The organism is Runella salmonicolor, assembly GCF_024158025.1.
GTDB lineage: Bacteria > Bacteroidota > Bacteroidia > Cytophagales > Spirosomataceae > Runella > Runella salmonicolor.
The window spans coordinates 163,442-176,979 of sequence record NZ_JAMZEL010000002.1 but is presented as its reverse complement, the minus strand read 5'-3'; the positions used below and the strand labels follow the sequence as shown (position 1 = coordinate 176,979).

Genomic DNA, 13,538 nt, shown 5'->3' with positions numbered 1-13,538 from the left:
GTAAGGGAGAGAAATGACAAACAGGGAATTCAATTGAATGAAATTCCCTGTTTGAGCGTATCGCGTTACTTTCTGATATTCAGTTCGGCGATGATAGTACGATAACGACTGATTTCAGTTCTTTGAAGATAATTCAGCAATCGTCTGCGCTTACCTACCAATTTCAAAAGACCAAGACGAGTGGCACTGTCGTGTTTGTGCTGCTTCAAGTGCTCGGTCAGGTGGTTGATACGGTGTGTAAATAATGCAATTTGTGATTCCGGAGAACCCGTATCGCTTTCAGACTTGCCATACTTTTGAAACAAGTCTTTTTTCACTTCCGATGTTAAATACATGATTGTAACCTCAGATTAATTTAGATGGAACATATATACAAAAACGGCTGCAAAGGTATGCAATTAGTTTGAATAAATAGCCTTATTGCCGCGCCATTTTTTAAGGGCACTACTTTGTTGCCACTTTTTTGTCATTCGTTCCCACCAGATGATGTATACATCTTTGTCAAACAAGCGAGAATCCTTCAAAGCACGGTCGGCAAAATAGATTCCGACAAATATCAGGAGGGTATTGGAAAACCAAGCCCCAAATGGCACCCAAACCAAGCCATCTTTGGCCCACTTATCGCCCTGCAAGGTAAGTACATACGATAAAATAAAGAAAAGAACCGACACCAACACGGGAATACCAAAGCCCCCCTTTTTGATGATGGCCCCCAAAGGTGCTCCCAACAGAAACATCACAAAACAGGAAACTGCCTGGGTATATTTATGGTGCATCTCCAAATCATACCGATACCAAGTTTTTCCCTTATCTGTCAGGTACGTTTTGTTACTTTGGGCGTACGATTTAACATTTTGGGCCTGCGTCAGTGCACTTGCGATTACTTGTTCTTTTTCGGAGGGCAATGCTACGGGCTTTTTCTTCAACAAAGAATCCACCCATTTGCCGTATTTGGGGGCCGTTGCTTTGGGGAGGGTTTCGGCCCGAAAGGCATAACTAAAGTACTGTTTCGACTGTGGGAAAAGCCCATCTTTGGTCTTTTTATATTCCTTTTTGAGCGAATCTGCCACTTTTTGCAACTCTTTGGCATTTTTCATGTACTCGTGGTATTGGAATTGGTTCTCATCGGTACGTTTTAGTCCGAATGACTCCAGACTTACCACCATTTTATAATGGTCAAAATAAGAGCGCGTAAATTGTCGGTTATCGCTCGGCGAATAGCTCCCCCCTCCTGTTTGACCATTTTCAGAGTATTGATTTCCTTTATACAATTCAAAAACCAAATAGCTTTGATTGTTGATGGTGTACATCAGGCCCGAATCGGCCAAAATCACTTCGCGGTTACCAGCGTTGTAATCGGAGGTCGGATGTCGATAAATGACCAACCCCTTTAGGCTCCTTTGGTCAGCAAATTTTTTATCTACTTTTATATTATAGCCCGGCAAATCATTATAGAAAATCCCTTCTTTAATATTTAGGGTTGCCTTGGCAGTTTTAATGTCATAGAGAAGGCTATACCCCTTAAGATTGGCCCACGGGGCCACCTCATTATTGTACCAAAAAGAGAAGAGCGTAATCATCGCCACCATGACCATCACCGACCGCATGGCGCGCCATGTAGAGATTCCCGCGCTTTTGATGGCCGTTAATTCAAAAAACTCCCCCAAGTTCCCGAAGGTCATCAATGAAGAAAGCAGGACGGCCAAAGGTAAAGCTACTGGGACGGTAATGAGGCTAAAAAAGCCGAGGAGTTTAACATAATTTAAGAAATCAATGTCCTTACCCACGAGTTCGTTCAGATACTGAGAGATAAGCCGCATCAAAAATATAAAAACGACAATGCACAAAGTCAGCACGAACGGGCCTAAAAATGACCGTAATACCAGTTTATCAATTTTTTTCATTCGTATTTACTCAACTTCCCACAATTTCCTTGAGACTCTCTATTAAACCGTCCCAAAGGTCTTTTAGTTCTTCCACGTCGGCGTTGGCGGAGTAGTCCGTAATCCTTAAATATGTTGAGCCCGTCAAGTCACTTACATCAATTTTAAATTCAATATAATTGTTATCCCGATTATTTTCGCTCGTATTAAGAAACTCAAACTTGACACTTTTATTGAGGCGGAGCGAGCTTTGTTCGGCAATATGACTCTCTTTATCCCAGATAAAATCAAAGTTATGGTCAGGCTTGGTATTGACTTTATCACAAAACCATTCCGACAGGCCAGAAGCGGAACTTATGTAAGGGAAAAGCATCTTTGGCGAAGCCCTTAGTTCATATTCATTCGAGTATTTAAACTTTTGCATAGTGTTTGGCTTGTTTAACTTGTTAAAAAAAGGTCGGTTGAATTGGCTTTGGTAGGGTAAGCCGTTGTTTTTCCTCCTAAATTTTCAATTTATTTAATCTTCCAATAAATTACTTAATACTGCTAACCCTCTCAACGGCAACGGCAAAATAGAAACTTCCTTTAATTATTCAAAATCTGTTTGCGTAATAAAATTTTTTCTTCTACTTTTGCACCACCAAAACGATGGCGGGGTAGCTCAGATGGTTAGAGCGTAGGATTCATAACCCTAAGGTCGGCAGTTCGATCCTGCTCCCCGCTACAAAAAAAATCCCACTCAAAAGTGGGATTTTTTTTGTTTGAAAATATACCATTCACTTCATTTTAAGGTATAAATATCTTAACTTAGCGCTTGTTAAGGTATAAATTCCAGTTAGTATGAAGGGATTGGTGCTATTTATTTTAATATCTTTTTTCTCCCCCTTTTCTTTGCCATTAGTAGAGAAAAGCACCCATTCTGTATGCTATTTATATCCCAAATCAGCTTCTGTTACAGATATTACCCCTGAATATGAGTACTTCAAAGCTTATCCCAACCCTGCTTACGAACTGCTTACCGTCGAAATCGGCATGAAATTACCCGCCCGTATCAGCCTCAAAATGGTCAACCTGGAGGGAGAAATGATACGCACAATTGCCGATGACCTTTTTCCGCCTGGAAGACATTTTTTTGAAACCACGCTCAACAGCGTCCCCTCAGGCACTTACTTGATTCGCTACGAAAAACTCGACAAGGTATTGGTCAGAAGAGTGGTGGTCAAATAGTTTTCGACCACCAAACTTCAAGTAATTATTTTTTAGGCATCACAAACACACTTTCGTCGATGGTTGGGTTTATCTCCACTTTTGTGATTGTGGTCATGATAACGCCCGCCTGAGGATTGTTGATTTCCGTGGTTGTAGGGAATGAAATTCCATCAAAGACCTTATAGTTTGACATTTTGGTTTCTACCTCTACATCTTGTCCACTCACATTAACTTTAATGGCCGTTCTGATGATGTTAAAGTTTTTGGTGTCAATAGAATGCGTCATGCTCATCCCATCTTTCGAAACCATTTTTACTTTATATACTTCCGTGCCATCAAGGGTTTCTTTGCCCAAAAGCTCAGTTTTGGTACCTGAAGATTTGTAATTGGTAATTCCTGATAAATCAAGTTGGCTTACCGACGCCTTCAATTGTTCTTCGGGCAAAGGTGTGGGTTCTGGACCAGCCATTGGATTGATCATCCAGCCCTTTTCTCCGTCTATTGCCATGATAATAGACTGCCCCATGGCTTCCATTTCATTTCTCATTCCACGTCTATGCATAATGACCGATTTTGTCGGGATTTCCATACCCATCACACTGACTGTCCCTTCCATGCGCAGAGATTTGAGGCTATTGAGTTTTTCGGCTCCTCCCCGCGCCTGAATTGACTTGTCCAGAATCTCTTCGGCACTTTGGGCCATCACTGTCAACGCGGTACTTGCGAGTAGCGCAACTATCACAACTAGTTTTTTCATGTCTTTACAACGGTTAAAATGTCAATTTTGGACGAAAGGTAAAGCGAAAATGGTGAGCAAAAATAAGAACTTTAAAAAATTGGATGAACGGTCATTTCTCTCAGTCAGATGGACTTATAAACCTTGCTTTACACTCGAAACGTATGTAGTAATTGCTTCCTCTAAGTTTTCATTTTGTTGCAAAACCCGAATAAAGGCACTCCCAATAATCGCACCAGCGGCGTGCTGACAGGCGGTTACGAAGGTTTCGTGGTCTTTGATACCAAAGCCAATCAAACGAGGATTGCGCAAATTCATGGCGTTCACCCTGGCAAAATACGCTTCCATGTCGTGCGTCACGCCCGTTTGAGAACCTGTTACGCTGGCCGAAGAAACCATGTAAATAAACCCTGCGCTATTCTCGTCAATCTGACGAATACGTTTGTCCGACGTTTGAGGCGTGATTAGGAATATATTTAATATACCATATTGATCAAAAATGGGCTTGTACGTTTCGAGGTATTCGTCTACGGGCATATCTGGCAAAATTAGTCCATCTACCCCCACCTCAGCGCACTGCTGGCAAAAATTCTCCACCCCAAACTGAAGCACTGGGTTGATGTATCCCATCAGTAACACGGGCAATTTTATCTCTTCGCGCATGTTGCGGAGTTGGTCAAACAACTTTTTGACACTCATTCCATTTTCGAGCGCTTGTTGGTTACTGATTTGAATGGTTTCACCGTCGGCAACGGGGTCAGAATAAGGCATTCCGATTTCGACGAGGTCGGCCCCTGCGTCTTGAAGTGACTTTAAAATGCGGCGAGTATCTTCCAATTTGGGAAAACCTGCCGTAAAATAAACGTTAAGGTTATGGTTCGGATGGTGTTGAAAAAGAGAGACGATGCGATTCATGGAGTTCTTAAAATTGGGATTGGTTACTTATCAGCGGAGCATTAGAAACGTAGTTTTGGTTACTAATCAACAACACGCTGCGGCAAAAGTAATTTTTTATACGCCCATAGCCAAAGTTTAACCAACGTTCTGTGGTTTACTTTTTTTGCAAAAAACTACCGCCACCGAAACGATTTATCATCAATGGCCCGCATAGTGCACAAAACACCATCGAGGTGATCATATTCGTGTTGTAGCAATTCAGACAGACTGCTATCGTCCATTATCCACTCACGGGACTGCCAGTTTTCATCCAAGTACTTTATGGTAAGCGACTTATGACGTTTCACTTTGACCAACAAGTTGGGGAAGCTCATGCAATCGTCCCACAATTCAAACATCTCATCGCTGAGATGGGTCAATTCAGGATTAATAAAAACCACTGGTTTGTCGATATTCATGTAAATCAAGCGTTTCATGATGCCCAATTGCGGCGCCGCAATGGCCCGACCAAAACCGTATTTGGCGCGTACTTCCTGCATCACATTGTGCAAATCGGCCACCCAGCCTTTCACCAAGGGCTTTTCTTCGGGTAAAATTGGCGAACAGGTTTCGTACAAACGAGGGTCGCCTAATAAAAGTAAATCGGCTAAGGTTTTCATCATTCTATCAAAATGCTACATGGTGGGCAATTTACACAAATAGCCACAATCCTATTCAAAAAAATATACTTTTCGCACACTCTTTATAATAAGTTAAGAGTATATTTTACCAGAATGTGTACTTTTAATTTTACAACCTCAAAACCGTTTGTTAAGATGCCAAATGCGCCTTTGAAAATCATTGTTGCCATGAGTTTGGTCTCGGTTCTTTCGTTTACAGGAACCAATACACTCCAAAACGAATACCGTGCAGAGTCGCCATCTGATTCCAATCAAGTGTTTGTTCCCGATGATTTAGAGGCCACGTTGTGGGCGGAGGCACCGTTATTTTATAATCCAACCAACATGGACATTGATGCCAAAGGAAGGGTTTGGATAACGGAGGCGGTCAATTATCGCGAATTCAACAACAAACCCGATAAAAAACTCCACTTTGACCAAGGCGACCGCGTGGTCATTCTGGAAGATACGGATGGGGATGGCAAAGCCGACAAATCAAAGGTTTTTGTACAGGACAAAGATTTGGTAGCACCGCTCGGCATTGGGGTCATTGGCAATAAAATCATTGTGAGCTGCGCCCCCAATATCATCATGTACACCGACGAAAATGGCGATGATGTTCCCGATAAAAAAGAAATCTTCTTAACGGGTTTTGGGGGGCTTGACCACGACCATTCGCTCCACTCTCTCACCGCTGGCCCCGACGGCCGATGGCATTTTAATACGGGCAATGCAGGCCCCCACAACGTAAAAGATAAAAGCGGCTGGAACCTGCGTTCGGGCAGTATTTATACGGGCGGAACGCCCTACAACGACAAAAATCAGGGGAATCAAAAAAGCGACGACGGGCGCGTGTGGGTAGGTGGCTTGGCCTTAAGAATGAATCCCGACGGCACAGGACTGAAAGTGATGGCGCATAATTTTCGCAATAGTTACGAAATCGCGATTGACAGCTACGGGAATTATTGGCAAAATGACAACGACGACCAAGTGGTTACGTGTCGTACAAGCTGGGTGATGGAGGGGTCGAATGCGGGCTATTTCAGCGCCGACGGTACGCGCACTTGGCAGGCAGACCGCCGTCCCGACCAAGACATGTTTACGGCGCATTGGCACCAAGAAGACCCTGGCGTACTGGTAGCGGGCGACAACACGGGGGCAGGCTCTCCCACGGGTATGCTCGTGTACGAAGGGGATGCGTTGGGCGCAAAATACCGAGGCACCGTACTGAGCTGCGAAGCAGGCCGAAACGTGGTGTGGGCATATTGGCCACAACCCAAAGGCGCAGGCTATGACATGAGCAAACGCGTTGATTTCATCAGTTCATTTCCTAAAGTAGAAGCCCATTATGTATGGAACGACACGGGCGTAGATAAGCGCAAATGGTTCCGCCCCAGCGACTCCGCTACTGGTCCCGACGGTGCCATCTACGTAGCCGACTGGTACGACCCCATTGTGGGAGGGCACGCCATGCACGATAAAAAAGGCTACGGCCGCATCTACCGCATTACCCCCAAAGGCAAGAAATTAACCACGCCTAAATTCGACCTTTCAAGCATTGACGGACAGATTGAGGCGCTCAAAAACCCCGCAATCAACGTCCGTAACCTTGGATTCGTGGCTTTGAAAGCACATGGTGAAAAGGTAGTTCAGCCCGTAAAAATGCTTTTGAATGACCCCAACCCTTTCATTCAGGCAAGGGCCGTATGGTTATTGGCCCAGTTGGGTGACCAAGGAAAAGCGGAGGCCGAAAAGGTGTTAAAAGAAAGCAAAGACGAAAACCTAAGAATAACGGCGTTTAGGGCATTAAACCCTAGCAATTTTTCTGTTCAAAAAAGTTTAGGGAGTGGGCTTTTACGCGAAATGGCCATTTCGCTCCGCGATGTTCCTTACGAACAATCCAAAGAAAAACTCAAAGCGTTATTTACCGCTTTTGACGGCGGAGACCGCTACTTTTTGGAAGCCTTGGGGATTGGGGCCGACGGAAAAGAAGAAACATTTTACAAGGATATTCGCCCAAGTTGGCCCAAAGACCCCATCGGCTGGACACCCAAACAGGCAGAATTGGCGTGGCGGCTGCACCCTAAAGCCGCACTGAGCGATTTACGAACTCGGGCCACGGCCAAGGCAATATCAGCCGCTGACCGCAAGCAAGCCCTCACCGCCATTGCGTTTATCAAAGACAAAGCTGCCGCATTAACGATGCTGGAATTATCTAAAAGCCCGTTGAAAGATGTGTCGGAGCAGGCGTTTTATTGGGTAAATTTCCGTAAAACCAACGATTGGCAAGACCTCATCAACTGGCAGCAAGCTACGGCGGCTGTTCTTTCTCCCGTTCAAAAGAAAATGCTCGAATGGCAAAAAATAATGATGGATACCTCGGTAGCCAAACCACAACGCGAAATGGCCGCCAAGACCCTCGCCTCCGATCTCTACGGCGGTCAGCTTTTATTAGCGGCGGCGGGAGAGTCCAAAATCCCCAAAGAATTTAAACCCGTGATTGCGGAAGCTATTTTTAATAACCCCGACCGAAGCATCCGAATGATGGCGGGCGACTATTTTCCGCGCCCCAGTGGCAAAGGATTGTCGGTCAATTTGGCCGCCAGTCTTCCTGCTGATGTCATCAAAGGCAAGCAATTGTTTCAAACCAACTGCGCTACTTGTCACCGTTTTGAGACCGACGGCAAAGACATCGGTCCCGATTTGAGCATGATTAATAAAAAGTTTGACAAAAATGGATTACTCGACGCCATCATCAACCCCAGTGCTGGGCTGGCCTTTGGGTATGAGCCGTGGATTATCCAAACCAAAGACAAAAATACGTATTACGGATTTCTCGTAGGAGATGGCGCAACGGTGGTGCTGAAAGACGCCGCTGGACAAACTACGAGCCTTAAAGCCACCAGCATCATTTCGCGTAAACAACTCAAAAACAGCCTCATGCCCGAGGCTTCATCGTTGGGATTGAAAGAAAAGGATTTGTCGGACTTAACTGGCTATCTATTGAAATTACCAGCGGGAGAGTAACATTTTACCCTGTCTGACAAAGCGAACCAACTCCCCGTCCGACGGTTTCAAACCGTCAGACGGGGAGTTTTTGCGGGCATTTAAGCCAAACCGGCCACCTTAAAAATACGACAATTCAAGTAGTACAATTAACCATTCGCCCCGCCTAAGCTGGCGACTAAAAAAGCAAAGATGAAATTTTGTGGTGTCAAATTAACCAACAGTCACCATGAAATATTTTTTGCTCTTTTGTTTATCAATTGGCCTATTACCCTCACTTTCAGCCCAAAACCAAACACTGGTTGATGTATCAGCGGGCGTTCAGGCCTTTCATGTTCCGCTAAAAGGATTTTCGTATAACAATCCTCAACCCGTTGTGATGGCGGGTGTTCACCAGTCATTCAATACGCGTCAAACCCTCGGACTTACCCTCCGCATTGGCTACGCCCGCCATAAGTACCAAGGCGATGCACTTTCGCTTCAAGCAATGTTTCAATACACTCCCGTAGTAGCAAATCATCTGGAACTAGGAATCGGCATTGGCGGCGGGTATCGGTGGTGGTTCCATCCTTCGCGTTCGCTCCAATGGACGGACTCGGAGTGGAAAAATGGCCGCTCCTATAAAGGCGTCATTCAGGTACCGTTGCAGCTAAGCATGGGCTATCGGGGTATCTCAACCGTTCAGGGAGAATTTAGACCCTACATTGCCTATCAACTAGGTGTCCATTTTGGGTACACTCCCGACCTTACTCCCATGCCTACTTCTACCTTTTTAGTCGGGTTAAAATACGCCCCCAAACAGCATTAATTAGTATTTTTATAAATTCATACAGACATGAAAAACCACCTAATCGGATTTATTTTTCTCATAATTATCACCACCGCCTGCCAGAAAAACCTCTATGACGACATGGTGGCAAACATCCCCGGCACCATTGCCGTCAATGCCGCGCACCCCATGAAAGACTCCCTGACGGCCATCGTCAACCGTCACGTTGCCAAGGGAGTTCCAGGCATTCAGATCATGGTCAAAAGCCCTGCGGGTTGGTACGTTGTCAACGGTGGCTACGCCCGAATTGAAGATAAAACACCCATGCAAGACAACATGGTGGCTTGGTTGTACAGCCTGACAAAAACCTACACCGCCGCGCTCACCATGAAACTGAAAGAACGGGGCTTGGTGGCCTTGGACGCTCCCATTACGACGTATTTACCCGCTGATATTACCCAAAACCTCGTCAACAGTGACAAAATTACGGTTCGAATGCTGCTCAATCACAGCTCTGGTTTTCCCAATTTTACGTCGTTGCCCGAGTTTCAACTACGACAATTTAACAACCCCTTTGACCAACAACCCTTGTTGGAACAACTGAAAACGGCCTACCATAAAAAACCCCGTTTTGAGCCGGGTACGGATTATTTGTATTCTAACACCAACTATTTATTATTGCAACTGATTATCGAAAAACTGTCGGGCAAACCTTACGGACAATTTTTAAAAGAAGAAATCTTGCAACCGTTGGCGTTGAACAAAACGTACTATGGCCTTACGGATCAACAAATCCGTACATTAGGCTTTCCCAATTATTATTTTGAACGCTACAACAACGGACAATTGGAAAATATCACCCAATGGAACAACGCCATCGGCAAGTCGATTGAAGGCTACGGCGGTATTGCCGCCAACGGCACCGATGCCATCAAATTTCTGGAAGCATTGAACGCAGGAAAAGTGGTTAGTCAAACATCGTTGAACGAAATGCGAACGTGGATAAAAGGCAAAGAATCGACGGTGCCCGACTATGGTTTGGGGTTGGAATACTTTGAATACAACAAAGGTGTGCCCACCTACGGACATGAAGGCGACAACATCGGGGCCACGACTCAATTGATATACGTGCCCGCTTCCGATACTTATTTATTCATTTCCATCAATGCGGGTCGGCAGCTTTTTGGGCAATATTTATTCCGAACTACCGATGCCAAAATTGACCTTTGTCGGTTTGTTTCAAAACTGAATTAGTCTCGACTTTAAACTCACCAAAATCCCTCATGGATAGACCCGACGACCGAAAATTACTCTTACTGGGCCCTTTAGCTCTCTGGACAATTTCGACGATTTTCTTTAATCTAAACATGTTCAATGGGGTCGTGCCTTCGTTTAAATTTCTGATTTTTGGACTACTTTCGGTCTATTTTACTTGGATTTTGGTGCGTTTTTTGGTCTTTCGGGTACGACGACGTTTTCAGGGGATTCCCAACACCCGCAAACGAATTTTAACGCTCATTGCGCTGATGTTTCCGGGAACTGTGGTCGCAGTGGGTTGTCGGGTCATTGCCCTCAAATATTGGGTTTATAAGAATACCTCGCTCACCGACGCCGACATCGACGTTTTGTTTATGACGGGACTGAGTTTTTTCAACTTTACCATCATTTATTCCCTCTACGAAAGCCATTATTTTTTTCAGCAATGGAACATCGTCAACCGGCAGAAGGAAGAACTGGCCCGTGCCAATTTGGAAATGCAGCTGGATTCGCTGAAAAATCAAGTCAAACCCCATTTTTTATTCAATAGCCTCAATGCCCTTCAGGCGTTGGTCAAAACTCAACAGACCCAAACGGCAATGAAGTTTATTACTGATTTGTCGCAGGTATATCGGTATTTGTTGCAAAGCAACGAGCAGACGCTTATTTCGCTCCAAAAAGAACTTGATTTTATGCACGCCTATTTCAGTCTGCTCAAAACCCGGTTTAGCAAGGGGCTATATTTGGAAGTAAAAGTCAACCCTCAATGGCAGAATTACCAACTCCCACCCATGACGTTGCAGCTTTTGGTGGAAAATGCGGTCAAACACAACAAGGTGTCAAGCCAAAATCCATTGACCATCAAAATCGAAAGCGTTGAAGATGCTTATATTCAGGTATCGAATAATTTACAACGCAAAAACAATGACTCGCTGCCAACCACCAAAAAAGGGCTTGTCAGTATCAGCGCCAAATACGAATTGTTACAACTACCGCCCATTGATTTGTACGAGGACACCGAAAATTATGTCGTCAGAATTCCGCTCATTAAACCCCAAGAATAATGAAAGTTGTCATTATCGAAGATGAAGAATTGGCCGCCGAACACCTCAAAGTGATGGTCACGGAAATTGACGCCAACATTGAAGTAGTGGCGATGCTAGAGAGTGTCGAAAGCAGCGTAGATTGGTTTCGTACGCATCCTGCACCTGATTTGGCGCTCATGGACATCGAGTTGGCCGACGGGCAAAGTTTTGAGATATTCAATCAAATTCAGCTTAAATGTCCCGTTATTTTTACCACCGCCTACGACGAATTTGCCATTCAAGCCTTTAAAGTAAACAGCATTGACTATTTGCTCAAACCCATCGAAGAAGAAATGCTCCGACAAAGTCTACGGAAATTTCAACACTTACGAAAGACGTTCGGCGCTCTCGAAAACACCCTCAATTTGGACGAATTGAAAGCAATGCTCAGCTCGCAGAAACACGTCAGGCCCAATTACCGCGACCGTTTTTTGCTCAAACAAGGAACTAAGCTGTTGCCGCTACGGGTGGACGACATTGCTTATTTTGAAAGTAAAGAAGGACTTACGTTTGTTAAAACCCACGATAAACGTTCGTATTTGATTGAATATCCGCTTGAAGAATTGGAAACGATGGTGAACCCTAAGGCATTTTTTAGGGCTACTCGGCAGTATTTGGTGGCGCGGCAATCCATCGACAAAATTCAGGTTCATCTCAACGGTCGCCTCAAAATCACGCTTAAACCCCTCACCGAAGACGAATTAATCATCAGTCGCTACAAAGCGCCTGAGTTTAGGGCGTGGATGGGAGAATAAAAAAGGAGTGCGCTTAACTGAGCGCACTCCTCAAAATTTAGTTTTATGAATTACAATCTTACCACTTCACCCGTACGCACAGACTCGTCGCAGGCAAATGCAATTTGGAGGCTGTTGACGGCGTCGTTCATGTGGTCAGTCAAGTCAACGTTTTCCACGATGGCTTTTAAGAAATAGCTTTGTTCGCGGTTGCAAAGCTCCTGGTGGTCTGGCTCGTCGGTCAGGTTTATCCACTCATCTTCTTTGACAAACTGGTTGTTTTCGTTCAACTCGGCGTGATGAAAACGCAAAGATTCGGTCTTGGTATGCGCATCTACATTGTCAGATTTGCCGCTGCCGCCCGCTTCTTTGGCCACGATAGAAACACAGCCTTTGGGTCCCACTACGTCTTTGACGAAGAAGGCGGTTTCGCTCATCATCGGGCCCCAGCCTGCTTCGTACCAACCCACAGAGCCATCTTCAAAACGGATTTGCAACTGTCCGTAATTATAATTTCCAGCGGGGATTTCCTCGGTCAGTCGGGCACCGATGGCCGATACCCAAACGGGTTTTGAACGGGTCATCTGACACATCACGTCGATGTAATGAACACCGCAGTCCACAATTGGGCTGAGGCTTTTCATCAAATTACGGTGTACATCCCACATGTAGCCGTGGCTTTGCTGGTTGAGGTTCATGCGCATGACCAAAGGCTTACCAAGTTCTTGCGCCAGTTCCACAAATTTTTCCCACGACGGATGGTGCCGCAAAATATAGCCCACCACGAGTTTTTTATTGGCTTTAACGGCCGCCGCTACCACGCGTTTTGCGCCTTCGACCGTATCGGCAACGGGTTTTTCGATAAATACGTGACAGCCGTGCTCGAAGGCCATCACCGCAAACGCTTCGTGGGTGTCAGGATAAGTCGAGATACAAACCGCGTCGGGGGTTGTAGCCTTCAGGGCTTCGGCATAATCTGAGAAAAGCGAATAGCCGCCGCCCAGTTTTTCATTCAGGACTTCCTTGCTTTTTCCGGTTGAAACGATTCCGCAGATTTCGAAACCTTCGGCGTTATGATACGCCGTTGCGTGGGAGGCTCCCATGTTTCCGCATCCTACCACCAGAACGCGCACGGGTTTATTGAGTGTTGACATAGATAGTTTGAAAGGAAAATGATTCTTGCCGTAAAAGTACAACTTAGTACTTTACCTACTACAATTTCTTGGGGGTTTGAATTCCCGACATCCTCAGAGCGAATAGAATCATCGGCTTAGGCTCTTTCACAATTCAAGCGGTGTTTTTC

General features: G+C 45.1%; 13 protein-coding genes and 1 tRNA gene. 7 read left to right on the top strand and 7 right to left on the bottom strand.

All coding sequences use genetic code 11. The features are described 5' to 3' along the window. Positions 1-65: 65 nt before the first annotated feature. The 3 genes from rpsO to NCI00_RS06545 all read right to left on the bottom strand — a co-directional run bounded on the left by rpsO (position 66) and on the right by NCI00_RS06545 (position 2,307). Positions 66-335 (bottom strand): 30S ribosomal protein S15, encoded by a 270-nt coding sequence (rpsO, locus tag NCI00_RS06555; RefSeq protein WP_114065773.1) that lies wholly within the window; start codon positions 333-335, stop codon positions 66-68. A gap of 63 nt (positions 336-398) precedes the next feature. Then, on the bottom strand, positions 399-1,904 hold the full coding sequence (locus tag NCI00_RS06550; protein WP_253526179.1) for an LptF/LptG family permease: 1,506 nt from the start codon (positions 1,902-1,904) through the stop codon (positions 399-401). Between the two features lie 10 nt (positions 1,905-1,914). Then, positions 1,915-2,307 (bottom strand): START-like domain-containing protein, encoded by a 393-nt coding sequence (locus tag NCI00_RS06545; protein WP_114065775.1) that lies wholly within the window; start codon positions 2,305-2,307, stop codon positions 1,915-1,917. Between the two features lie 226 nt (positions 2,308-2,533). Here NCI00_RS06545 and NCI00_RS06540 point away from each other — a divergent pair. Then, positions 2,534-2,607: transfer RNA gene (locus tag NCI00_RS06540), tRNA-Met, on the top strand. Between the two features lie 167 nt (positions 2,608-2,774). After that, entirely contained in the window at positions 2,775-3,110 is a 336-nt protein-coding gene (locus NCI00_RS06535; protein ID WP_253526178.1) for a T9SS type A sorting domain-containing protein, read from the top strand. A 25-nt stretch (positions 3,111-3,135) separates the two neighbouring features. On the opposite strand, the gene NCI00_RS06530 is transcribed toward NCI00_RS06535, so the two are convergent. The 3 genes from NCI00_RS06530 to NCI00_RS06520 form a co-directional block, all read right to left on the bottom strand. Then, on the bottom strand, positions 3,136-3,849 hold the full coding sequence (locus NCI00_RS06530) for a LolA family protein (protein WP_253526177.1): 714 nt from the start codon (positions 3,847-3,849) through the stop codon (positions 3,136-3,138). A gap of 114 nt (positions 3,850-3,963) precedes the next feature. Then, positions 3,964-4,743: a tryptophan synthase subunit alpha gene (gene trpA, locus NCI00_RS06525; protein ID WP_253526176.1), complete on the bottom strand. Its 780-nt coding sequence runs from the start codon at positions 4,741-4,743 to the stop codon at positions 3,964-3,966. Positions 4,744-4,898: 155 nt separating this feature from the next. Then, the gene (locus NCI00_RS06520; RefSeq protein WP_253526858.1) at positions 4,899-5,384 is read right to left on the bottom strand and encodes a peptide deformylase; all 486 of its coding nucleotides are present in this window, start codon (positions 5,382-5,384) and stop codon (positions 4,899-4,901) included. 156 nt (positions 5,385-5,540) lie between these two features. On the opposite strand from NCI00_RS06520, the gene NCI00_RS06515 reads away from it, so the two are divergent. The 5 genes from NCI00_RS06515 (at position 5,541) to NCI00_RS06495 (ending at position 12,256) form a co-directional block, all read left to right on the top strand. Further along, positions 5,541-8,411, top strand: coding sequence for a PVC-type heme-binding CxxCH protein (locus NCI00_RS06515; protein ID WP_253526175.1), 2,871 nt, complete (start codon positions 5,541-5,543; stop codon positions 8,409-8,411). Positions 8,412-8,619: 208 nt separating this feature from the next. Beyond that, positions 8,620-9,198, top strand: a complete 579-nt coding sequence (locus tag NCI00_RS06510; RefSeq protein ID WP_253526173.1) for a hypothetical protein — start codon at positions 8,620-8,622, stop codon at positions 9,196-9,198. A gap of 27 nt (positions 9,199-9,225) precedes the next feature. Then, positions 9,226-10,413 carry a serine hydrolase domain-containing protein gene (locus NCI00_RS06505; protein ID WP_253526171.1) on the top strand — a complete coding sequence of 396 codons (1,188 nt, stop codon included), beginning with the start codon at positions 9,226-9,228 and terminating at the stop codon, positions 10,411-10,413. Between the two features lie 29 nt (positions 10,414-10,442). Beyond that, positions 10,443-11,480 carry a sensor histidine kinase gene (locus tag NCI00_RS06500; protein ID WP_253526169.1) on the top strand — a complete coding sequence of 346 codons (1,038 nt, stop codon included), beginning with the start codon at positions 10,443-10,445 and terminating at the stop codon, positions 11,478-11,480. Next, positions 11,480-12,256: a LytR/AlgR family response regulator transcription factor gene (locus NCI00_RS06495; protein ID WP_253526167.1), complete on the top strand. Its 777-nt coding sequence runs from the start codon at positions 11,480-11,482 to the stop codon at positions 12,254-12,256. Before NCI00_RS06500 ends, NCI00_RS06495 begins: the two co-directional genes overlap by 1 nt. 50 nt (positions 12,257-12,306) lie before the next feature. On the opposite strand, the gene NCI00_RS06490 is transcribed toward NCI00_RS06495, so the two are convergent. Then, positions 12,307-13,389 carry a Gfo/Idh/MocA family protein gene (locus NCI00_RS06490; protein WP_253526165.1) on the bottom strand — a complete coding sequence of 361 codons (1,083 nt, stop codon included), beginning with the start codon at positions 13,387-13,389 and terminating at the stop codon, positions 12,307-12,309. Positions 13,390-13,538 lie beyond the last annotated feature (149 nt).